This is a genomic window from Nocardia sp. No.11 (assembly GCF_038752175.1).
In the GTDB taxonomy this organism is placed as follows: Bacteria; Actinomycetota; Actinomycetes; order Mycobacteriales; family Mycobacteriaceae; genus Nocardia; species Nocardia canadensis.
Genome location: NZ_JBCGFB010000014.1, coordinates 30,518 through 51,697 on the forward strand (window position 1 = coordinate 30,518; position 21,180 = coordinate 51,697).

Consider the following 21,180-nt stretch of genomic DNA (forward strand, 5'->3'; position numbering starts at 1 on the left):
CGCTACGCCTTTCCCTCGGTCGAGCCGGCCGCCGGATGGGCGGCCAATTCCTGCTCGGTGTAGTACTTCTCGAGTTCGCTGAGCTCGAACAGGGCGAGCAGATCGTCGCGCATCGGCGTCTGATCGGCCGGGGTGACGGTGACCGCCGGGACCTGCCGGTCGGCCGTGGCCGGGTCCACCGCGCAGACCAGCAGCTTGTTGCGCCAGTCGGGATTCATGCCGGGGTGGTCGTCACGGGTGTGCCCGCCGCGGCTCTCGGTGCGCAACAGCGCCGCCTCGGCGACGCATTCGCTGACCAGCAGCATGTTGGCCAGGTCCAGCGCCAGATGCCAGCCGGGATTGAACTGCCGTTTCCCCTCGACGGTGACCTCGGCGTACCTGGCGCGCAGCTGCGCCAGCTTTTCGATGGCCTCGCGCACCTCGTGTTCCTTGCGGATGATGCCGACCAGGTCGTTCATCGTCTGCTGCAACTCGCTGTGCAGGGTGTACGGGTTCTCCCCCGCGCCGGTGGCGGGCGGATCGAACGGTGCGAGAGCGGCTTTCGCCGCCGCCTCGATGTCGGTCTCGGCCGGCGCGGGCCGGTCGGTGAGCTGCTGGACGTAGGCCGACGCGCCGAGCCCGGCCCGTCGCCCGAACACCAGCAGATCCGACAGCGAGTTGCCACCGAGCCGGTTCGAGCCGTGCATGCCGCCGGAACACTCACCGGCGGCGAACAAGCCGGGCACCACCGCAGCGCCGGTGTCGGGGTCGACCTCGATACCGCCCATCACGTAGTGGCAGGTCGGGCCGACTTCCATCGGCTCGGCGGTGATGTCGACATCGGCCAGTTCCTTGAACTGGTGGTGCATCGAGGGCAGCCTGCGCACGATCTCGTCGGCGGGCATCCGGGAGGCGATGTCGAGGTAGACGCCACCGTGCTCGGTGCCGCGCCCCGCCTTCACCTCCTCGTTGATCGCCCTGGCGACCTCGTCGCGGGGGAGCAGGTCTGGGGTGCGGCGCGCGGAGTCGTTGTCGCGCAACCACTGATCGGCCTCGGCCTCGGTCTCGGCGTACTGGCCCTTGAACACCGGCGGGATGTAGTCGAACATGAAGCGCTTGCCGTCGGAGTTCTTCAGCACGCCGCCGTCGCCGCGCACGCCCTCGGTGACCAGGATGCCCTTCACGCTCGGCGGCCAGACCATGCCGGTCGGATGGAACTGCAGGAATTCCATGTTGATCAGCGTCGCGCCCGCCCGCAGGGCCAGCGCGTGGCCGTCGCCGGTGTACTCCCAGGAGTTCGAGGTCACCTTGTAGGACTTGCCGATCCCGCCGGTGGCCAGCACGATCGCCGGCGCCCTGAACAACACGAAGCCGCCGGATTCGCGCCAGTAGCCGAAGGCGCCCGCGATGCGGCCGCCGTCGGTGAGCAGTTCGGTGATGGTGCACTCGGCGAAGACCTTGATCCTGGCCTCGTAGTCACCGGTGGCCGCGTAGTCCTCCTGCTGCAACGAGACGATCTTCTGCTGCATGGTGCGGATGAGTTCCAGGCCGGTGCGGTCGCCGACGTGGGCCAGCCGGGGATAGGTGTGGCCGCCGAAATTGCGCTGGCTGATTCGCCCGTCGGGCGTCCGATCGAACAGGGCCCCATAGGTTTCCAGTTCCCATACCCGGTCGGGCGCCTCCTGCGCGTGCAGTTCGGCCATCCGCCAGTTGTTGAGGAATTTGCCACCGCGCATGGTGTCCTTGAAATGGGTCTGCCAGTTGTCCTTCTCGTTGGCATTGCCCATCGAGGCCGCGCAGCCGCCCTCGGCCATCACGGTGTGCGCCTTGCCGAACAGCGACTTACACACCACCGCGACCGAGAGTCCTTGCTCGCGGGCCTCGATCACCGCGCGCAGCCCGGCGCCGCCCGCCCCGATCACCACGACGTCGTAGTCGTGCCGTTCCACATCTGACATTCGAACTAGCTCCTGGTGTCGACGCGATTCAGTTGACGAACCGCAGGTCTGAAATGGTCTGGCTGGCCACCAGCATCACGTAGAAGTCGGTGAGCACGAGGGTGCCGAGGGTGGTCCAGGCCAGCGCCATATGGCGGGTGTTGAGCTTGGAGACCTGGGTCCAGAACCAGTACCGCACCGGATGGGCGGAGAAGTGCTTGAGCCTGCCGCCGGCGATGTGCCTGCACGAGTGGCACGACAACGTGTAGGCCCACAGCAGGATGACGTTGACCAGCAGCACGATGTTGCCGAGGCCGAAGCCGAAACCGCCGGTCTCCCCGTGGAACGCGGTGATCGCGTCGTAGGTGTTGATCAGCGAGACCAGCAGCGCGACATAGAAGAAGTAGCGGTGCGAGTTCTGGATGATCAGCGGCAGTCGCGACTCACCGGTGTAGCGCGCGTGCGGTTCGGCGACCGCGCAGGCGGGCGGGGAGAACCACACCGACCGGTAGTAGGCCTTGCGGTAGTAGTAGCAGGTCAGCCGGAAGCCGAGCAGGAACGGCAGCACCACGAACCCGAGCGGGATCCACATCGGCAGCTCGCCGAACGGCGTGCCGAAGTGGCTCGATCCCGGGACGCAGGAGTCGCTCAGGCAGGGGGAGTAGAACGGCGTCAGATAGTGGTATTGCGGCACCCAATACGCCGTGCGCACAAAGGATCTGATCGTCGCGTAGACGACGAAGGCGCCGAGACCGATCGCGGTGAGCAGTGGTGGCAGCCACCAGCGGTCGGTGCGCAGGGTCCGCGCGGCGATGCGGGCCCTCGTCTTGCTGAACACGCCCGTCCCGGACGACGGGCTGGTGGTCGGTGCGGCACTCACGGTGGATGCCTCGCTGATCTAGGCCGTGCGGCGGTTGATCATTCCCCACCGCGATGGATTGTGATGTGGAGCACCATACGCCTGTGTTCTCGCCGCTCGAGCCGGGTCTCACGCAACCGCCTGTTCCACCCATCGGTGATCTCCGTCACAGCAATAACTCCCGTGACAGTCGGTCACGCCGGTGCAACAAACCTGTGGTGCCCTGTCACTGGAATTCCCCGCACCGGGGAAAGGAGCGTGACGAGCAATGAGAAGAGCCGCGATCGTGGCACCCGTCCGCACGCCCAGTGGCGTGGAGGGTGGCGCGCTGTCCGGGATGCCCGCCGAGTGGTTGGCGACCACGGTCCTGTCGGCCGTGATCGAGCGCTCCGGGATCGACCCGCTACGCATCGAGGACGTCGCGATGGCGTGTGTCGACGGCGGGCTCTCCGACGTGCCCGCGATCGGCGCACTGGCCGCGCGCGGAGCCGGCCTGCCCTTCGCGGTGCCCGGATTCCTCACCGACCGGCACGGCGGGAGCGGCCTGCAGGCGGTGATCACCGCGGCGATGATGGTGCAGACCGGCGCCGCCGACGTGGTGGTGGCCGGCGGCGTCGAGTGCTCGCCGGCCCAAGCCGGACTGCCGGGCGGTCGCGAGGGACTGCACAACGCCGAGCGGCTCGCGCACTACTACGGCATCGACCGCAATGCCGCCGACGAATTCGCCGTGGCCAGCCACCGCAAGGCGGCGCGGGCGTGGCGGCAGGGCGCGTTCGGCGCGGAGGTGGTGCCGGTCGGCGTCGCCGCGGGTGCGCTGGAACACCAGATCCGCCGTGATGAGGGGGTGCGCGACGACCTGTCGACGCACACCCTGGCCGGGTTACGGCCGCTGCTCGTCGACGGCGTCGTCACCATCGGCAACATGAGTTCGCACCGGCTCGGCGCGTCGGCGTGCCTGGTCGTGGCCGAGGACCGGCTCGACGAACTGGGGTTGACCCCGATGGCGTTCCTCGCGGGCTGGGCCGCCGCGGGCTGCGACAGCGAGGGCCCGGCGCTCGGCGCGGCGCCCGCGGTATCGAAGCTGCTGGCCCGCACCGGCTGCTCGCTCGACGAGATCGACCTGCTCGAGATCAACGAGGGCTACGCGGTCGAGGTGCTCGCCCTGGCCACCGAATGGGAACTCGACCCGCACGACCGGCTCAACGTCAACGGCTCCGACATCGCCCTCGGGCACCCGGTCGGCGCCACCGGCCTGCGGATCATGACGACGATGCTGCACGAGCTGGGCCGCTGCGGCGGCCGCTACGGCCTGGAGGCCATCGCGCTCGGCCACGACCACGGGATCGCGGCGCTGTTCGAATCGGCCGATTCCGACGAACCGTCGGAGACCCCGCGCGGCGCCCGGTTCCACGGCGTCCGCCCCGGACGCCGGTTCGGCCGACACCGCGCCTGACAGGGGTCGGCGCGGCGACCCTGGGTGGCAGGACCGCCGCGCCGGTGAACAGGTCTGACTATTTGGTTCTGGGCCGGGAGTGGAAGCCGAGGCCCTCGTCCTGAGCGCCCATCCAGGCGGCCTCGTCGGACTTGCTGTCCGGGACGTAGATCGGTTCGGATCTGCGGGGGACGGCGAGCTCCGGCGGTGGCGCCTGCTCGAACTCCTCGGCATCGATGACGAGCCGCTCGAGGTCGTTCTCCAGCCGGCGCACGGTGGCCGCGTCGCCGTAGTTGGAGCGCAGTGCGCCGATCGATTGCCGGAGTTGACCGACCGCGTAGCGCAGTTCCGCGATATCGCTGCGTGTCATCGTTACCTCCTGTGTATATGGCGGGCATACCGACTCGCCGGATCACCTGGCACGCCCGTGAACTCCCGGGCCGCACTGCACCGAGCCGTGTGACTCACCACACAACGTGATCTCCACCACAATAACCGAGCTTTTCGGTTTACGCCCGGAGTTGGCCCGGATTCGGCGATTGCCGTCCGGTAACTCCGGTTCTCAGCCCGCGACCGCGTAGTGCTTGCGGACCCCGGCGGCGGCCCGCTCGACGAGCACGGCGATCGAGGTCGCGACCTCCTCGGCGCGCTCCAGGATGACGCTGTGTCCGGCGCCCTCGATCCGCACCAGTTCGGCGCCCGCCAGTTGCGAGGCCAGCACCACCGAGTGGGTGAACGGCACCATCAGATCGGCCGAGCCGGCCAGCACCAGGGTGGGCAGATCGCCGAGCCGGGCCAGGGTGCGCGCCTCGTCGAAGGTCAGCAGCGAGCTGAGGAAGCCCGACATCGTCAGCAGCGGCGTCTCGTTCAGGATCGCGGTCGCCACCGCGGCGACCCGCGGGTTCACCCGCCGCGTGCCGGTGGCGGCCTCGCGGATCAGCGGCCCGAAGATCCAGCGGGAGAAGCGCTTCGAGGCCTGCATCACCCGGGGTGCGCGCAGGACCGCGTGCTGTAACGAGGCGACGGCGTGCCGATTGAGCAGTCGGCCGAGGCCGACCTCGGTGATCCCGCCCGCCGCGCCCGCGATCAGTCCGATCCCGGCGACGCGGGTGCCGATGGACGCGGGGAACAGCCGGGCGTAGGCCAGCAGCACCATCGCTCCCATCGAGTGGCCGACCAGCACGACCGGCCCGGTCGGCGCGACGGCGCGCAGCACCGCGTCGAGGTCGGTGGCCAGCTGATCGATGGTGTAGGTCGCGTGGTCGGCGTGGCCGGATTCGCCGTGGCCGCGGTGGTCGTAGAACACCATCCTGGTGTCGGCGTCCCAGTGTCGGAGCAGGTGCTCGCGCAGGAACGCCCACGATTCGGTGTGCAGGCAGTGGCCGTGGACGAAGACGACGGTCAGCGCGGCGTCGGCGGCCCCGAAGGTGCGGACCGCGATCGGCACACCGTCGTCGGTGACGACGGTGGCGCGCCGACCGAGAAGATCGGTGGTGGCGAACGACTTCGACATAGCGGCCTCCTGTGGTTCTGGAGCGCTGGCCGCGGCCCGCCATGAGGAGAGTCGCGTACTGAGTTATTCGAATCAGATTTCCGGCCCGTTAGCCCGCCAATCCTGGCGTTATCCAGCCGATGCGCAACCGAATCCGGGCGGGCCCTGGTCGTTATGCAGGAGATTCTTCGGCTATCTAGCCCTCTAACTAGAGATCCTTAGATCGTCGTCGAGAGCTCTCTCGAGGGTTGTCTTAGTCCTTCTAGGAAAGTAGCTAGAGAGAAGTAGAGGGCTATACGCTCCGCAGATACCGGCCGAAGTGGGGGACCGTGAAACCGATCGTGCCGCGCTCGGCCGAGTAGATCAGGCCCTTCTTGATGAGCCCGTCGCGCGCGGGCGAGACCGAGGCCGGCTTGCGGCCGAGCTCGGCGGCTACCGCCGACGTGGCGACCGGGCCGTCGTCGCCGGCCAGGTCGGCCATCGCGCGCATGTACTCGCGCTCGGCGGGCGTCGCGCGCTCGTACCGGGAGCCGAAGAAGCCGACCGCCAGTTCCTCCTCGGCGGCGGGCGCTGCCACCTCGACGTCCTCGGCGGTGATCGGACTGTCGGGCGCCTGGTCCCAGGCCGCCTTGCCGTAGGCCTGCACGAAATACGGGTAGCCGTCGGCCTTCTGGTAGAGCGAGTCCAGCGCGTCCTCGGTGAATTTCACCTCTTCCCGCTCGGCGGGGGCGATCAGCGCGAGGTCGGCCGACTGCCGGTCGAGCCGGTCGATGCGGTGATAACTGAACAGTCGCTCCGAGTAACTCTTCGAAGCCGACAGCACCGCGGGCAGATGCGGCAGCCCGGCGCCGACGACGATCAGCGGCGCGCCGTCCTGGCTCAGCTCGTGGCAGGCGCCGCAGATCGCCGAGACGTCGGCCGGGCCGAGATCCTGCATCTCGTCGATGAAGATGCCGATCCCGACGCCGATATCGGCCGCCAGCGCCGCGGCCTCCTTGAACAGCTCGATCAGGTCGATCTCGATGTCGCCCGAATCGGCGCGGCCGGTCACCGCGGGCACATCGATGCCGGGCTGCCAGCGTTCGCGCATGCCCTTGTCGGCGGTGGCGCGCAGGGCGAAGGCCTTGAGGATGCCGAGGAAGTCGTCGACGTGCTCGGGATTGCGGTGCGCCATCGCGATCGCGCGCACCGCCATGTGCAGCGCCGAGGACAGTGGCCTGCGCAGATCCTGGTCCGGTCGCGCCTCGATCTTGCCGGTGCCCCAGCCGCGCGAGATCGCCGCCGAACGAAGCTGGTTGAGCAGCACGGTCTTTCCGACCCCGCGCAGCCCGGTGAGCATCACGCTGCGCTCCGGCCTGCCCCTGGCCACCCGCTCGAGCACGATGTCGAAGGCGGCGAGTTGCTTGTCACGTCCGGCCAATTCGGGTGGACGTTGGCCGGCGCCGGGAGCGTAGGGATTGCGCACGGGGTCCATGCCGGACAACCGTAGCGCGGATCAGCGGGGGAATCTCGGTAACTCTGGGCTGTGTCCTAGATACTGCTAGCGAACCGGAGACGACGTCATCGCAGCGGAACGGAGTGACATGCCCGAGGAACCCCAGTGGGACGCGCACGGAGAGCCGATGGCGACCTCGACGGCCGCCCTCCTCGACGGCCTGCGGCTGCCTGCGGACGCGCACCTGACCGAGTCGATCCGGGTGTTCCTGCGGGCCGCCGTCGAGGGGGAGGGCGGCGACGATCCGGAGGCGCTGGCCGCGCTGGCGCTGGGCCCGCTGTTGATCGCGCTCGGGCGGCTCGAGATCGACCTGGCCGACGCGCGCACCCGCATCGCCGACCTCGAACAGGTGCTCGGCGGGCGCGACGGCCGCGCCCGATAACGCGACGGCCGATCGGGATATCGGACCGTTACGCGCGGCGACACGCCGGAACGACAGCGCTTGTCCAGGGCTTTCCCGAGTGCGGGAAAACAACTTGCGTGCTTCGCTGGACAGCTTCCATCACAGGCCGTAATCTTCTCGTGACTTAGTGGAGTCTGTCGCTTCGTCAGAGAAACGGCGCCATTGAGTCACCGCCGAATAGTTGTCGTCGCCAAGCGATTCCGACGACCCGGTGGTGGAGCAGCAAGATCGGAGACTCGTCTCGGTGGGTAAACACAGCTTGCAGCGGGATTCTCGACTGCCGAATTCCGTCAAGGGTGCGCTCGTCATGGGTGCGGTGGCCGCCACGACTGGTGCGATGCCTGCGATTTCGCAGGCCGCCACGATCAACATTCCCGGCCTCGGTAACTTCGATCTGCCGCCGGAGCTCGAGCAGCCCGCGCAGCAGGTGGAGAAGCAGCTTCAGGCGATGGTCGCCCCGCAGGGCCAGGCCGCCCCGCAGCTGCCGAGCGTCACCTTCGACAACCCCTTCCAGCAGCAGCAGTCCGCGGGCAACATCGCCCTGGACGCGGCGCGGACCAAGCTCGGCGCGGTCTACAGCTGGGGTGCCGCCGGCCCGTCGAGCTTCGACTGCTCCGGCCTCGTGCAGTGGGCCTACCGTCAGGCCGGAATCGAACTGCCGCGCACCAGCTTCGAGCAGTCCCACGTGGGCGCGCCGGTGTCCTTCGACAACCTGCAGGCCGGTGACATCGTCATCACCAACGGTGGCGGTCACGTCGGCATCTACGCCGGCAACGGTCAGCTGCTGAACGCGGTGCAGTCGGGCACCCCGGTGTCCTACACCCACCTCAGCGCCGACGACGTCGTCACGGCTCGCCGTATCGTCTAAGGGGTGACCCCCGCGGAACAACGCTCCGTCACCCAGGCCCGCGTCGACTCGTGGATCTGGGCGGTGCGCTTGTTCAAGACACGCTCGGCGGCGGCGGAAGCCTGCCGCGCCGGGCATGTGCGAATCAACGGTGTCACCGTCAAACCCGCGCAGCAGGTGCGGATCGGTGACGAGATCCGGATCAAGCACGCGGGCCTCGAACGCATCGTCGTCGTCGAGCGGATCATCCACAAGCGCGTCGGGCCACCGATCGCCGCGCAGTGCATGATCGATCGCAGCCCGCCGCCACCGCCGAAGGAAGTCCTCGCCTCGATCCCGCAGCGCGATCGAGGTGCGGGCAGGCCGACCAAGCGGGAACGCCGCGAAACGGATCGACTGATGGGCCGCACCGACTAGCGCAGCTCTGACCACGCGCTAGGTCGATACCTTCGCCGCCAGTCTGCTCGACGCGATCGTCGCGATCCCGATCGTGCACAGGGTGGCCAGCATGATCGCCGAACCCTCGCCCGGCACGAGCATGCCCAGCTGACTGCCCACCGTCACCGCGGCGACCGGCACCCCGATCTGTGCCGCCGCCAGCGTCCCGTACGACAGCGGCTGACCCAGCACCCGCGTGGTCCAGTGCGCGACGACCGCGCCGACGCCGAGGGTCAGGCCGAGCAGGATGAACTGCGGATGCGCGCCGAGTTCGCGCAGGTCGAGTCGGGCTCCCAGCCAGACGAAGAACAGTGGCGCCAGCAGCCCGTCACTGATCGCGAATACCTGCTTGGCCACGCGCCGGGGCTCGCCGATCCCCGCCACCGCCAGCCCGGCCGCGAAGCCGCCGAGCATGATCGACACATGCATCGAGCTGGCCACGCCGCACAGCAGGAAGACCAGCACCAGGCTCACCCGCAGCTCGAGGGTGAACTTGCGTTCCTCGGACACCTCGTGCACCTGCCGGCGCGCGCCGGTCTTCTCCAGATACCGCAGGATCAGGAACATCACGCCGGCGCAGGCCGCGACGACCACCGCGCCGATCGCGGCCCGCAGCGCGTTGTCCGGATCGATGACCAGGGGCAACGCGACGATGCAGGCGGTGTCGGCGATGGCGACCTGCGCGGTGAGCGCGAGCACCGGCGGTCCGCTCAGGCGCAGCGAGTCGATGATCGGCAACGCCATCGCCGCCGAGGACGACGCCATCAGCACCGCGTAGATCCCCGTGTGGCCCATGCCGAAGGCCTGTGACACGCCCCAGCCCCCGCCCGCGGCGACGACGCCGACCAGCACCGCTCGCAGCGCGCCCGCGCCGAGCGCGCCGCGCACGGCGGGATCGCGCACCGGCACGTGCGTACCCGCCGCGAACATCACCAGCGCGAAACCCATGTCGGCCAGGAACACGAAGATCGGATCGCTCGCGTCGAGGATTCGCAACCCGGTCGTACCGAAGACGACCCCGGCCAGCAGCTCACCCAGGATGACCGGCAGATGCAGCCGCTTGGGCAGGGCGAGCAGTGGTCCGATCACCCCGAGCGCGACGATCAGCGCCAGGGTCGCGAAGGTCACGGCATCGCGGCGATCTTGGCGGGGATCTCGGCGTTCTCGTCGGCGAAGTAGAGCGCGCAGACCCGGTGGTAACCGTCGGCGATCAGCATCGGCACGTTCTTGCGGCAGTCGCCGCGGACCAGCAGGATCGGCGAGAGCTTCTTGCCCTCGTTGATCTTGAGCAGGTCCTTGCGCACGTGGGGATTGTCCGGGGTCAGGGCCTCGAGCTGGGAGGCGCGCAGGATGTCTTTCGCCTTCTTCACGACCACCGGTGCGCTGCGGAGGTCGGCGACGATCGCCTCGACCACCGTCGCGTCGCCGAGCAGTTCGAGATAGTCGGCGGCGGCCGGGTAGTCGTGTTCCTCCGGGGTGGCCTTCCATTGCACCTGGATGATTTGGTCTGCCATCGAATCATCATCCGCCGCTGCGGCCGGGTTAGCGGGAGAGTCGCTGGATGTTGTCGTTTGTTTGCGCGATCGGTATCCGGGCGGCGGGCCCCGAAAAGTACGCGGTGGTCGGGGTGTGGGCTATCGCCTACGGTGGCAGCTATGGGTGAGCGCAGCACGATGTTATCGACGCTTCTCGCCTGCTGTGTCGCTGTCGTCGCGACGGTTCCGCGGCTGCTGTGGCCGCGCGCCGCCGACACCGCGTTCCTGGCCGCGCTGGAATCGGCGCCGTTGCCGCCCGCGCGCGCGACGGTCTCGCTCACCGCGCTGGTCCAGGCCGAGATGTCCGCGCCGACAGCGATCGTCGCCGAGGGCGTGCGGACGCTGCGGTCGACGCCGCTGACCATGTCGACCTTCCTGGTGCGCCACCCGTCGGCCACCTTCCTGGTCGACCCGGCGATCTGCGCGGGCGTGCACGAGCGAGTGCTGCCCGAACTGCCGTTCCCCGTCCCGCTGCTCGTGGCCCCCGGCCAGCCGGTGCGCGGCTTGAGCGAAGTCCTCGCCGCCCACGACCTGACCGGCGCCGACATCGATTTCGTGCTGCCGACGCACCTGCACTGGGACCACGTCGCCGGGCTCTACGAGCTGCCCGGCTGGGTGCCGATCCGGGTGCCCGGCGTCGAATACCGCTGGGCGATGGGCGGATCGCGCGCCCCGCTGGGTGTCGCCCGTGGCCCCCTGCGTGGACGCGTGTTCGACCTCTACGACCTCGACGGACCGCCGGTGCTCACCTTCACCCGCAGCCACGACCTGTTCGGTGACGGCTCGGTCGTGCTGGTCGACCTGCCCGGGCACACGCCCGGCAGCATCGGCGTGCTGCTCGCCGTCGACGACGGGTCGCGGGTGCTGCTCGCGGGCGACGCGGTGTGGAGCACGCTGCAGGTGGAGTTGCTGCGCGAGAAGGCCCCGCTGCCCGGCGACCTCGTCGACGACGATCGCGATACCGCCTTCGAGACGGTGCACCGGCTGCACGCGCTGCCCGAGGAGATCGAGCTGATCCCCGGCCACGATCGCGCCGCCGTCACCGCCCGCGCCCCGCACTGAGCCTCAGCGCGCGGCCAGCCCCTCGGCCACGCTCGCATAGCGCGGCCGCCAGTCCAGCTCCGCGTGCGCCAGCGCGCTCGAGATCCGCATCGATGTGTCCGCCATCAGCGCGCCGATATAGGGCACGGCCAGCCGGATCATCCACGCGGGCAGCCGGATCGGCCGGGGCGTGCCGTGGCTGCGGGCCACCTCGGCGAAGAACTCGCGCCAGGTGATCGGGGTGTCGTCGGCCAGGTTGTAGGCGCTGCCCGGCGTACCGCGGTCGAGCGCGGCGACCGTCGCCGCGGCGGCGTCCTCGACATGGATCCAGCTGTTCACCCCGCCGGCACCGAGCGGGCCGACCGGCGCGTGCTTGCGCATCATGTCGGCGAACAGGTCGCTGAACGCGCCCGGCCCGTAGAACAGCCCGTACCGCAGCGCGATGCCGTCGACGCCCGGCGCCTCGAACACCTGCTGCTCGCCCGCGACGGTCGCGCGCACCACCTCGTCGGCGACGCCACCGGTGTACACCCCGAACGGATCGCGCTCGGTCAGCGGCCGGTCGCCGTGATCGAGGTAGCCGTAGCCGAGGATCAGCGACTGGGTGACGAAGCGGCCCGCGCCGACCAGCTCGGCCGCGGCCAGCAGATTGGCGGTGCCGACGGTGCGCAGCAGGCCGGTCGGGTCATCGGCCGGAATCCGGCGCTGCACCTTGGCATCGCGCAGCGCGGTCGCCTCGTGGACGACGGCGTCGAACGCGGTGCCGTCGAGCGCGCGCAGCAGCCCGTCGCGATCGAGCACGTCGGCGGTGACCGGGTCGGCGCCGAGCTCGCGCACCAGCGGATGGGCGTCGGGGCTGCGCACGATGGCCGACACGCGGTGCCCGTTCGCGGTCAGCGCGCGGATCAGTGGACGGCCGATGGCGCCGGTGGCGCCTGCGAGCAGAACCTGCATGGGAGTTCCTTCCGGCGGAGTGAGTGTTTCCCTGCTTCCTGGACGGATCGAGCCGGTGCGATGTGACGGTCTGTGATGGGCTTCACCCGGTGTACGGTGGCCGGGAATTGGGCCGATGTCACGGCGGGTCGACGGCGTGTCGGTGTGTATCGTGCGGCTCATGCGAGTCGACGGTCGGGAGATCCCGGTCACGGGAAGTCTCCTGCAGCCGCTGATCCGGCGTACCAGCGACATCATCCGGGTCGTGCTGGCGGCGATCGGGGTGGGTGTGGTGGTCGCGGGCTCGCTGATCACCAGGCCGGAGTGGTTGGCGCTGGAACGGTCGGTGTCCAAGATCGTCGACTTCCTCAGCCCGGACCAGTCCACCCTGGTGTATCTGGTCTACGGCATGCTCATCCTCGCGCTGCCGTTCGCGATCCTGATCGAGCTGGTCTTGCGCAGGCAGTGGAAGCTGCTGGCGGGCTACGCCGCGGCCGGGCTGCTCGCGGTCTTGGCGCTCTCGATCACCGGCGCGGGCATCTCCACTCCGAAATGGCATCTGCCCGCACCGGATCGCTTCGACACCTTCCTCTCGCAGTTCCTCGACGACCCGCGCTGGATCGCGATGCTCGCGGCGATGCTCACCGTCTCCAGTCCGTGGCTGCCGCCGCGGCCGCGGCGGTGGATGTGGTTTCTGCTGTTGATGTTCGCGCCCATCCATCTGGTCGTCAGCTCGGTGGTGCCCGCGCGGGCCATGCTCGGGCTGGTGGTCGGCTGGCTGGTCGGCGCGGTGATCGTCTGGCTGGTCGGCACCCCGGCGCTGGAGGTGCCGCTGGAAGCGGCGGTGCGGGTGCTGGCTCGGCGCGGCTATACGGTGCGGGCCTTCCGGGTCGACCGGCCCGCCGGACGCGGTCCGCTGCTGCTGGCGACCGACGTCGACGGACCCGAGTCCGAGATCGTCGTCGAGCTGTACGGCCGCGATCAGCGCAGCTTCGGCGCGATCCGGCAGCTGTGGCGCTGGATCACCTTCCGCTCCAGCGAGACCGCGCCGCTGCACGGTTCGATGCACCGCGCGGTGGAACACCGGGCGCTGATGGGCATCGCCATCGGCGACCTCGGCATGGCCGACAGTCATCAGGTCGCGGTCGCCGGCCTGGACCGTGGCTGGATGCTGTACGCGCACACCGTTCCCCGCGGCACCCCGATCCGCAAGCTGTCCGCGCAGGTGCTGCCCGGAGTGTGGCGGACGCTGCTGCGCCTGCACGAGAACCAGATCAGCATGGGCGACCTGCAACCCGACTACGTGCGAGTCCACCAGGGCGACACCCTGTTCGGCGGTTTCGCCTTCGCCGAGTTCGGCGCGGCCGACGCGCAGCGCCAGACCGACATCGCCCAGCTGCTGGTCTCGACGACCTCGCTCTACGGCAAGCACGAGGCGGTGTCGGCGGCGATCGAGGTGCTCGGCGAGAGCGCGGTGGTCACCGCGGCCCGGCGGCTCACCAAATCGGCCATGCCGACCGGCATCCGCAAGTCGGTGCCGCAGTGGACCAAGGTCCTGGCGACCGCGCGCGAGGAGGTCCGCGAGCAGACCGGGCACGACCGCATCCATCCCGAACAGCTCACCCGCTTCACCCGCAATCAGCTCATTCAGCTGGTATTGCTGTTCGCCCTGGTCTACGTGGCGTATCCGTTCTTCAGCCAGGTGCCGACCTTCTTCAGTCAGCTGCGCACGCTGAACTGGTGGTGGGCGCTGCTCGGCTTGGTGATCTCGGCACTGACGTATGTGGGCGCGGCCGCCGCGCTCGGTGCCTGCGCGGACTGGATCGTCCGGTTCCGCGATCTGTTCCTGGAGCAGCTGGCCAATACCTTCGTCGCCACCACCACGCCGGCGGGCGTCGGCGGTTTGGCGCTGAGCGTGCGCTTCCTGCAACAGGCCGGGATGACGACCATGCGCGCGACCGCGGCGGTGGCGCTGCAGCAATCGGTGCAGGTGATCACGCACCTGGTGCTGCTCGTCGTGTTCAGCGTGGTGGCGGGCACCTCCACCAATCTCGCGCACATCGTGCCGGACGCGACCGTGCTGTACCTGGCCGCGGGTGTCGGTGTCGGCCTGATCGGCGCGTTCATGTTCGTGCCGAAACTGCGCCGCTGGGTGAATCACTCGGTGCGCCCGCAGCTCAAGGAGGTTCTCGGCGAACTCGTCGACCTGGCCCGCGATCCCATCCGGTTCTCGATGATCGTCGGCGGATGCGGCGCGATCACCCTCGGGCAGGCGCTGGCGCTGTGGGTCAGTGTCGAAGCCTTCGGCGGTGGTACCGATTTCGTCGCGGTCACCATCGTCACCATGATCGGCGGCACGCTGGCCTCGGCCGCGCCGACCCCGGGTGGCGTCGGCGCGGTCGAGGCCGCGTTGATCGGTGGTCTGGCCGCCTTCGGTGTTCCGGCCGAGATCGCGGTGCCCGCCGTGCTGCTCTATCGCGTGCTGACCTGCTGGATTCCCGTCGCCCTCGGCTGGCCGATCATGCGCTGGATGGGCGAGAAGCAGATGATCTGAGGCGCTCAGTCGGCGCGCAGGGCGATCACCAGACCGTCCTTGGCGCACACCGACGGAGTGGTGGGGTCGGGTTGGGCGTTGCACTGCCAGCCGTCGACGACGACCGAATCCGACGGGCTGATCGTGGTGACGTAGCTGGTCGCCACGTCGATCGCGACGGTGCAGCCCGGCCGGCCTGCCGCGGTGCCGACCGCGATCACCGTGCGGCTGTGCCCACCGGCATCGGTGACCGGGCCGCAGTTCACGTCCTCGGGCAGCGGTGACGGCGCGGGCGGGACGTCGCTGGTGGTGGTGACCGGCGGCTTGGTCGGGTCGACCGTGCGGATCGGTGTCGTCGCGGGCGGCGGCGGGGTGGCGGGTGCGGCGTCGCCACGCAGGCCGATGGTCAGGCCCTGGTTGACGCAGATGTGCGGCACGGCGGTGTCGGGCTGCGGCGCGCAGGTCCAGCCGTCGACGGCGGCGGCGTCGCCGGTGCGCGGGGTGCCGAGGTAGTCGGCGACCACGTTGACGGCCTCGGTACAGCCCGGCCTGCCCGCGTCGGAGGCGAAGGCGATGACATCGGCGGTGCCGCCGTTGCCGCCGGTGACCGGGCCGCAGTTCACGTCGGCGAGCGGGGGCGGCTCCGGCGCGGGCGGGTGGGTCGGGCTCGGCGGCGGCAGCGGTGCGATCGAGGTGCCGGTCAAAGACCCGCGATCACGACGAGTCCGGCGACGGCGCCCGCCGCGAGCCGAGTGGTTTGCACGCCAACCTCCAGGTGAATGTTTAGCTCCCCCGTTGCTCGCGTATTCAATCATGGTGGCGCGCAATGCTGTCTGATCCACACGGACGCGTTCCCCGCTATGTTTTCCCCGGTCGACTCGCGTGCTACCGGACATTCCGGGAGTTGCCCGTGGCTTGCCGAGAAGTCCGTACGGTCGGTTCCGCCCAGCGATCGGCCGCCCGACGTGAACCGCCCCACAGCCGTCGCGGGTGCGTGCGGGGTGCGGTTCGAGCGCATAAACTGTCTGGGACGTAGCCGGATGATGACCGAGAGGTGTTGTTTCGATGGGATCCCGGACGGTGGTCGCCGACGTCGCCGACGAATTGGCGCGCCGGGTCGCGACCGGCGAATACCGGCCCGGCGAACTGATGCCGTCGGTCCGCCAGGTCGCCGACGAATTCGGGATGAACCGGGCCACCGCGCAACTCACCCTCGGCAGGCTGGAGTCCTACGGCTTCGTCGAGGCCCGGCGCGGCAAAGGTTTCACCATCCGTGACGTCAGGGAAGAGGGCGGCATGGATGTCTATCGGCATCTGTTCCGGTTCTCCGTCACCGCGCCCGCCGTCGCCGCCGAGATGTTCACCGACATCGTCGAGGTGGAGCGCGGCATCGTGCTCGAGGCGTTGCTCGGCTACACCGCCGCCGAGAAGGTGCTCGATTCGGCGGAGCTCGCCGCCGCCGTCGACGAGCTCGAGGCGATGGCCCGGCAGAGCGTGCCCGACCACGTCCGGATCATCACCGCCGAGATCGCGCTGGTGCGCAAGTTGCTGGGCGTGCTCGGGATGAGCATGCAACGCGCCGTGCTGAATTCGGTCGCCGACATGGTCACCGAGGTGCCCGAGGCGGTCGCCGCCTACTTCGCCGTCGCCGCCGATCTGCACGTGCTCGTCTGGCGCGCGCTGCTAGCGGTGTGGGACGCCGACTCGGGCCCGTCCGAGGCGCAACTGGCCCTGTTCGAGGACCTGTTCGCGCTCTACCACCAGAAGGTCATCGCCCGCTTCGACGAACTCGTCGGCGCGACGCCGATCGAAACCACGGCCGCGACCGCCTGACCGCATCGTCTCAGCTGTCTGGGTCGGCGGGCTTGGTGGTCTCCACCTGGTGATACCACGGCAGGTGATGGCCCTGCGGCAGCATCGAATCGATGATGGGGCCGACATGCGGTGTCCGCGTCGAGGACAGGCCGGAGCCGACCATCACCCCGAGCGCGATCGACATCACCGACAGCAGCGCCGACACCACCACCTCGAGTCCGCTCGCCGCCGTGGTGCCGGTGGTGTGCAGGACCACCTCGGAGATCCCGGTCAGGCTGATGCCGCCCGGCACCAGCATCCAGAACGCGGGCAGGAAGGCCACCTGCCGCGGCGGGGCGTGCTTGCGGCCCTGGATCAGATACGCGGCGGGCACCGCGATGAGACCACCGAGGAACGCGCCGGTCAGCGGCCCCGACAGCGTCTTGCCGACGAACTGCGCCAGGTAGGTGACGTAGAGGACCAGCAGCAGCCACCCCACCGAGTTCTGCGGCGCGCTCGATCGCCAGGAGTGTCCGAACCCGATCAGCAGCACCCCGATCACCGGCGCCCACCAGCCCAGCTGGGCCTGGCTCACCGCCGGATTCGACAGCGGTCCCAGCAGACTGATGCCCACGTAGAGGCCGAGGGCGAGCAGGAACAGCATGTTGATGCCGTAGACCACCCGGCTCGCGCCCGCGACCATCGACCCGGTCGCCAGCTCGATCGTGCCGTTGGTGAGCATCGCGCCCGGCAGCAGCGTGGCGATCGCCGGGATCACCAGCTGGGTCGGCTGACCACCCGACAGCGTGCCGGGAAAGCCGAACGCCAGCACCGCGACCAGCGCCGCCGCGACCACCGGCAGTGCCAGCGACAACAGCCGCACCTTGTCGGCGAGCTGGGTCAGCGCGCCGACGACGAGCCCGAGCACCACATAGCCCACCAGTGCCCTGGCCGCCGGATTGAGCATCATCCCCAGCCCGACGGTCAGCACCACCTGGCCGAGCAGGATCAGCCACGGCGGGCTGCCCGGTTCGGCCGACAGGATCGCGTCGAGCTCCTTCGACGCTTCCGTCGGCGGCGGCGCGTCCGCCTCGATGTGGTCGATGAGCCGGTAGAGCCCCGCGATCTGGTCCAGCGGCAGCGTGCCGACCGAGGCGTCGAGCATGTCGATCGCGGACCCGTCCGGGGTGCGCACGCGCACGAACACCGCGGTGGGCAGGACCATGAAGTGGATGTTGTCGGTGCCGTAGCGCTTGGACAGTTTGTCCAGGATCTCCTGCACGCGTGCCGAAGTCTCGCTGGCGCCGACGAGTGCCACGCCGATGCGGCACAGCAGATTCAGCAGGTCGGCGGGTACCGGCGGGTCGGCCGGACGCGGCGGCGCGGGCGGGCCGGCGATGTAGTCGGCCCGCACCCGGGCGATGGCGCGGGTGACCCGGCGCCGCGTCGCTGCCCAGGAAGAGCTCTTGCCGTCCGAAGCCATGTCACCGCCGCAGTGTTTTCGGAGCGCTGGCGCGCTCGAGTCGCGGCCCCTTGGTCTCGCCGATCAGATGCCGTCGCTTGCTCCTGCATCGCTTGCGTAACGGCACCTGATCGGCGAGACGGCCGCGACGGCCGCTTCGCGGCCTGCCCCTCCGCGAGGTCGGGGCGTGCGGACCGGGTTCATCGGGGCCGGGTAGACCGGTAGCTGGAAGGCTACCCGAGCCCCGTCGCTCAGCCGTTGAGCTTGGTCAGCCGGTCGCAGGCGGTGACGTACTCCTCGACGAGCCGGTTGACCACGTCGGCACTGCGCTCGATCTTGTTCATCATGCCGACGACCTGGCCGACCGGGTTGAAGTTCACGTCCTTGGCCGCCTCGGGGTAGCGGTGGCCGCGCTTCACACCGTCGAGGGCCACCATCATCTGCAGCGGCATCGGCAGCGGGTCGGGGTTCTCGGTGTCCTCCCACGCGTCGGTCCAGTCGTTGCGCAGCATGCGGCAGGGCTTGCCGGTCCAGGAGCGCGAACGGATGGTGTCGTGGCTGGTGGCGTCGAGGTAGGTGTCCATCTGCGCGGGCGGCACATTGGCCTCCTCGACGGTCAGCCACAGCGAGCCGGTCCACGCGCCCGCCGCGCCCATCGCCAGCGCCGCCGCGACCTGCGCGCCGTTGCCGATGCCGCCCGCGGCCAGCACCGGCGTATCGCCGATGGCCTCGATGACCTGCGGCCACAGCACCAGCGAGGACACCTCGCCGCAGTGCCCGCCGCCCTCGGTGCCCTGGCAGACCACGAAGTCCAGCCCGGCCGCCTTGTGGTTCATCGCGTGCTTGACCGACCCGCAGAGCGCGCCGATCACCCGGCCGGAGTCCTGGATGCGCTTGACGACGTCCTCGGGCGGGGTGCCGAGGGCGTTGGCGACCAGCTTGGCCTTCGGGTGGTTGAGGATCACGTCGACCTGCGGGCCCGCGGTGGTCGCGGTCCAGCCGAGCAGCTCGTTGTGGTGCTCACCGTCGGGCAGCGCGGGTACGCCGTGGTCGGCCAGGATCTTCTGGGCGAAGTCGCGATGGCCCTGCGGAACCATCTGCGCCAGCTGCTTTTCCAGCTGCTCGGGGGTCAGGCCCTCGACGCCCTTGCCCTCGTACTTCGACGGGATCACCAGGTCGACGCCGTAGATGCCGTTGACGTGCTCATCGAGCCAGGCCAGCTCCACTTCGAGCTGTTCGGCGGTGAAGCCGACGGCGCCGAGCACGCCGAGTCCGCCCGCGTTGCTCACCGCAGCCACGACGTCGCGGCAGTGAGTGAAGGCGAAGATGGGGAACTCGATGCCGAGTTGTTCGCAGAATTCGGTACGCATACCGAACTGTAACACGTTCTAGTTTGCCCGATAAGGGGCAATTTTCAGGCGGCCGCGTCCTCCAGTTCGGTCAGCGAATCCTCCAGGTGATCGAGCAGTCGATGCAGGTCGGGCAGGGTGCGTCGGCAGCCGACCAGGCCGAAATCGAGGTTGTCGCCATTCGAGGTGAGGGTGATGTTCACGGCCTGGCCGTCCAGCGGAATGGACAGCGGGTAGCTCGCGTCCAGTCGCGCGCCGTTCCAATACAGCGGCTCCCGCGCGCCCGGCACATTCGAGATGACGATGTTGAACGGCGGCGTCGCCATCGAGGCGAAGCCGGGCAGCAGCATCGCCGCCATCGGGCTCAGCATCACCCCGGCGACGGCGAGCGTCTGCGCGGGCGTCAGCGAGCGGTAGACCTCCTTGTTGCGCCGGGTCGACTCGCTCACCACCCGCAGCCGCTCCAGTGGATCGGCGATGTCGGTGCCCAGATTGCACAGCAGGGCCGCGATCTTCACGCCCTGGGTGTCGGTGTCGTCCTCGTCGCGCAGCGACATCGGCACCATCGCGATCATCGGCTTGTCCGGCAGCGCGTCGCGTTCGAGCAGGTAGGCGCGCAGCGCGCCCGCCGACATCGCCAGCACCACATCGTTGACGGTGGTGCCGGTCGCCTTCTTCACCTGCTTGACGCGGTCCATCGACCAGGTGCGCACCGCGCATTTGCGGGCGCCGCCGATCGGCACGTTGAACAGCGTGCGGGGCGCCTCGAACGGCAGCGTCAACTGCTGCTGGAGCAGCCCGGTGCGGGTCGCCCGCATCAGCGCGGCGGTCGAGGAACTCGCCGCGCCGAGGCCGCCGAGCAGTCCGCCCAGCCGGGAGCGCTGTTCGCGCGGTGCGTCCGGACGCTGCTTGCGCGGGAGGTTCCACGGCGTCTTGATCTCGGTCGCGAACGGGTCGGTGGTGAGCGTGCGCCGCAGTAGACGCTGCGCGGAGACACCGTCGATCAGCGAGTGGTGCATCTTCGAGTAGAGCGCGAACCGGCCGTCGGCCAGGCCCTCGACGAAATGCATCTCCCACATCGGGCGATGCCGGTCGAGCAGGGCGCTGTGCAGGGTCGAGGCGTGGTCGAGCAGCTGCCCGATCCGCCCTGGCGCCGGTAGCGCGCTGCGCTGTAGGTGGAAGTCCAGGTCGACGTCGTCGTCCTGGGTCCAGGCCAGCTGGGGTGCGCCGAGCCAGGTGGCGGGGCGCTTGCGGAAGGTGGGCCGGAAGGTTTTGTCGGCGAGCAGGATATCGCGGAACTCGCGCAGATAGTCCGGGCCCGCGTCCTCGGGCGGCTCGAACAATTGCAGTGAGCCCACGTGCATCGGGTGCTCACGGGATTCCGCGAGCAGGAACAGCGCATCCAACGGCGCGATGAACTCCATAACAGATCGCCCCCTGACGAGAGTGGTTCGGTGCAAGTCTGTAGACGATCGACCACGCTGTCGGGTCGGCACGGTGACGCATCACATGCCGCTTTCCAAGTTACCCGGCTCACCCCGCTCGCGTCAGGTGAACGACCACACCGCCGTACTACCCGACCGGGGAGGCGCGTTCCGCGAACCCGACGGGATGCTCGAGCGGATCAGGCGCAGGGGCACCGATGCCGCGC

19 protein-coding genes are annotated in these 21,180 nt (G+C 69.4%); 7 read left to right on the plus strand and 12 right to left on the minus strand.

Annotated features, from left to right (window positions below; all coding sequences use genetic code 11):
- Positions 1-2: 2 nt before the first annotated feature.
- Together V8688_RS06930 and V8688_RS06935 are read right to left on the minus strand one after the other, a co-directional pair.
- Positions 3-1,937: a fumarate reductase/succinate dehydrogenase flavoprotein subunit gene (locus V8688_RS06930; RefSeq protein WP_218718375.1), complete on the minus strand. Its 1,935-nt coding sequence runs from the start codon at positions 1,935-1,937 to the stop codon at positions 3-5.
- Between the two features lie 28 nt (positions 1,938-1,965).
- Positions 1,966-2,796 carry a hypothetical protein gene (locus V8688_RS06935; RefSeq protein WP_218718376.1) on the minus strand — a complete coding sequence of 277 codons (831 nt, stop codon included), beginning with the start codon at positions 2,794-2,796 and terminating at the stop codon, positions 1,966-1,968.
- A gap of 247 nt (positions 2,797-3,043) precedes the next feature.
- Here V8688_RS06935 and V8688_RS06940 point away from each other — a divergent pair, with 247 nt between their 5' ends.
- On the plus strand, positions 3,044-4,228 hold the full coding sequence (locus V8688_RS06940) for an acetyl-CoA acetyltransferase (RefSeq protein WP_218718377.1): 1,185 nt from the start codon (positions 3,044-3,046) through the stop codon (positions 4,226-4,228).
- A gap of 58 nt (positions 4,229-4,286) precedes the next feature.
- Here the strand turns inward: V8688_RS06940 and V8688_RS06945 are convergent, their stop codons facing one another.
- The 3 genes from V8688_RS06945 to V8688_RS06955 all read right to left on the minus strand — a co-directional run bounded on the left by V8688_RS06945 (position 4,287) and on the right by V8688_RS06955 (position 7,173).
- Positions 4,287-4,577, minus strand: a complete 291-nt coding sequence (locus V8688_RS06945; protein ID WP_071930967.1) for a hypothetical protein — start codon at positions 4,575-4,577, stop codon at positions 4,287-4,289.
- A gap of 192 nt (positions 4,578-4,769) precedes the next feature.
- A complete protein-coding gene (locus tag V8688_RS06950) occupies positions 4,770-5,720 on the minus strand; it encodes an alpha/beta hydrolase (protein WP_218718378.1) in 951 nt (316 codons plus the stop codon).
- 271 nt (positions 5,721-5,991) lie between these two features.
- The gene (locus tag V8688_RS06955; RefSeq protein WP_218718379.1) at positions 5,992-7,173 is read right to left on the minus strand and encodes an AAA family ATPase; all 1,182 of its coding nucleotides are present in this window, start codon (positions 7,171-7,173) and stop codon (positions 5,992-5,994) included.
- A 109-nt stretch (positions 7,174-7,282) separates the two neighbouring features.
- Here V8688_RS06955 and V8688_RS06960 point away from each other — a divergent pair, with 109 nt between their 5' ends.
- The 3 genes from V8688_RS06960 to V8688_RS06970 all read left to right on the plus strand — a co-directional run bounded on the left by V8688_RS06960 (position 7,283) and on the right by V8688_RS06970 (position 8,861).
- The gene (locus V8688_RS06960; RefSeq protein WP_218718380.1) at positions 7,283-7,576 is read left to right on the plus strand and encodes a hypothetical protein; all 294 of its coding nucleotides are present in this window, start codon (positions 7,283-7,285) and stop codon (positions 7,574-7,576) included.
- A 328-nt stretch (positions 7,577-7,904) separates the two neighbouring features.
- Positions 7,905-8,465 (plus strand): C40 family peptidase, encoded by a 561-nt coding sequence (locus V8688_RS06965; protein ID WP_189031567.1) that lies wholly within the window; start codon positions 7,905-7,907, stop codon positions 8,463-8,465.
- 3 nt (positions 8,466-8,468) lie between these two features.
- Positions 8,469-8,861, plus strand: a complete 393-nt coding sequence (locus V8688_RS06970) for an RNA-binding S4 domain-containing protein (protein ID WP_218718381.1) — start codon at positions 8,469-8,471, stop codon at positions 8,859-8,861.
- An 18-nt stretch (positions 8,862-8,879) separates the two neighbouring features.
- On the opposite strand, the gene V8688_RS06975 is transcribed toward V8688_RS06970, so the two are convergent.
- Together V8688_RS06975 and V8688_RS06980 are read right to left on the minus strand one after the other, a co-directional pair.
- Complete coding sequence (locus V8688_RS06975; RefSeq protein ID WP_218718382.1) at positions 8,880-10,010, minus strand: cation:proton antiporter; 1,131 nt, start codon at positions 10,008-10,010, stop codon at positions 8,880-8,882.
- Positions 10,007-10,396, minus strand: coding sequence for a hypothetical protein (locus V8688_RS06980; RefSeq protein ID WP_218718383.1), 390 nt, complete (start codon positions 10,394-10,396; stop codon positions 10,007-10,009). The genes V8688_RS06975 and V8688_RS06980 overlap by 4 nt, the downstream gene beginning before the upstream one ends.
- 141 nt (positions 10,397-10,537) lie before the next feature.
- Here V8688_RS06980 and V8688_RS06985 point away from each other — a divergent pair, with 141 nt between their 5' ends.
- A complete protein-coding gene (locus V8688_RS06985) occupies positions 10,538-11,479 on the plus strand; it encodes an MBL fold metallo-hydrolase (RefSeq protein WP_218718384.1) in 942 nt (313 codons plus the stop codon).
- 3 nt (positions 11,480-11,482) lie between these two features.
- Here the strand turns inward: V8688_RS06985 and V8688_RS06990 are convergent, their stop codons facing one another.
- The gene (locus V8688_RS06990; RefSeq protein ID WP_316573053.1) at positions 11,483-12,412 is read right to left on the minus strand and encodes an NAD(P)-dependent oxidoreductase; all 930 of its coding nucleotides are present in this window, start codon (positions 12,410-12,412) and stop codon (positions 11,483-11,485) included.
- Positions 12,413-12,572: 160 nt separating this feature from the next.
- Here V8688_RS06990 and V8688_RS06995 point away from each other — a divergent pair, with 160 nt between their 5' ends.
- On the plus strand, positions 12,573-14,945 hold the full coding sequence (locus V8688_RS06995) for a lysylphosphatidylglycerol synthase transmembrane domain-containing protein (protein ID WP_218718386.1): 2,373 nt from the start codon (positions 12,573-12,575) through the stop codon (positions 14,943-14,945).
- Positions 14,946-14,950: 5 nt separating this feature from the next.
- Here the strand turns inward: V8688_RS06995 and V8688_RS07000 are convergent, their stop codons facing one another.
- Positions 14,951-15,628 (minus strand): hypothetical protein, encoded by a 678-nt coding sequence (locus V8688_RS07000; protein WP_342800439.1) that lies wholly within the window; start codon positions 15,626-15,628, stop codon positions 14,951-14,953.
- Between the two features lie 361 nt (positions 15,629-15,989).
- Between V8688_RS07000 and V8688_RS07005 the strand changes: the two genes are divergently transcribed.
- Positions 15,990-16,757: a GntR family transcriptional regulator gene (locus V8688_RS07005; RefSeq protein WP_218718388.1), complete on the plus strand. Its 768-nt coding sequence runs from the start codon at positions 15,990-15,992 to the stop codon at positions 16,755-16,757.
- Between the two features lie 10 nt (positions 16,758-16,767).
- On the opposite strand, the gene V8688_RS07010 is transcribed toward V8688_RS07005, so the two are convergent.
- From V8688_RS07010 to V8688_RS07020, 3 genes are all read right to left on the minus strand, one after another.
- Positions 16,768-18,201, minus strand: coding sequence for a threonine/serine exporter family protein (locus V8688_RS07010; RefSeq protein WP_218718389.1), 1,434 nt, complete (start codon positions 18,199-18,201; stop codon positions 16,768-16,770).
- Positions 18,202-18,431: 230 nt separating this feature from the next.
- Positions 18,432-19,550, minus strand: a complete 1,119-nt coding sequence (locus tag V8688_RS07015; protein WP_218718390.1) for a nitronate monooxygenase family protein — start codon at positions 19,548-19,550, stop codon at positions 18,432-18,434.
- Between the two features lie 44 nt (positions 19,551-19,594).
- Positions 19,595-20,953 carry a wax ester/triacylglycerol synthase family O-acyltransferase gene (locus tag V8688_RS07020; protein ID WP_316573051.1) on the minus strand — a complete coding sequence of 453 codons (1,359 nt, stop codon included), beginning with the start codon at positions 20,951-20,953 and terminating at the stop codon, positions 19,595-19,597.
- Positions 20,954-21,180: the final 227 nt, after the last annotated feature.

Bases quoted from the DNA above. Each gene is read 5' to 3' on its own strand.
- V8688_RS07020 (WP_316573051.1), bottom strand. From the start codon at position 20,953: ATGGAGTTCATCGCGCCGTTGGATGCGCTGTTCCTGCTCGCGGAATCC.
- V8688_RS06930 (WP_218718375.1), bottom strand. From the start codon at position 1,937: ATGTCAGATGTGGAACGGCACGACTACGACGTCGTGGTGATCGGGGCG.
- V8688_RS06990 (WP_316573053.1), bottom strand. From the start codon at position 12,412: ATGCAGGTTCTGCTCGCAGGCGCCACCGGCGCCATCGGCCGTCCACTG.
- V8688_RS06985 (WP_218718384.1), top strand. From the start codon at position 10,538: ATGGGTGAGCGCAGCACGATGTTATCGACGCTTCTCGCCTGCTGTGTC.
- V8688_RS06945 (WP_071930967.1), bottom strand. From the start codon at position 4,577: ATGACACGCAGCGATATCGCGGAACTGCGCTACGCGGTCGGTCAACTC.
- V8688_RS07005 (WP_218718388.1), top strand. From the start codon at position 15,990: ATGGGATCCCGGACGGTGGTCGCCGACGTCGCCGACGAATTGGCGCGC.
- V8688_RS07015 (WP_218718390.1), bottom strand. From the start codon at position 19,550: ATGCGTACCGAATTCTGCGAACAACTCGGCATCGAGTTCCCCATCTTC.
- V8688_RS06950 (WP_218718378.1), bottom strand. From the start codon at position 5,720: ATGTCGAAGTCGTTCGCCACCACCGATCTTCTCGGTCGGCGCGCCACC.
- V8688_RS06960 (WP_218718380.1), top strand. From the start codon at position 7,283: ATGCCCGAGGAACCCCAGTGGGACGCGCACGGAGAGCCGATGGCGACC.
- V8688_RS06955 (WP_218718379.1), bottom strand. From the start codon at position 7,173: ATGGACCCCGTGCGCAATCCCTACGCTCCCGGCGCCGGCCAACGTCCA.
- V8688_RS06995 (WP_218718386.1), top strand. From the start codon at position 12,573: ATGCGAGTCGACGGTCGGGAGATCCCGGTCACGGGAAGTCTCCTGCAG.
- V8688_RS06940 (WP_218718377.1), top strand. From the start codon at position 3,044: ATGAGAAGAGCCGCGATCGTGGCACCCGTCCGCACGCCCAGTGGCGTG.
- V8688_RS07010 (WP_218718389.1), bottom strand. From the start codon at position 18,201: ATGGCTTCGGACGGCAAGAGCTCTTCCTGGGCAGCGACGCGGCGCCGG.
- V8688_RS06965 (WP_189031567.1), top strand. From the start codon at position 7,905: ATGGGTGCGGTGGCCGCCACGACTGGTGCGATGCCTGCGATTTCGCAG.
- V8688_RS06980 (WP_218718383.1), bottom strand. From the start codon at position 10,396: ATGGCAGACCAAATCATCCAGGTGCAATGGAAGGCCACCCCGGAGGAA.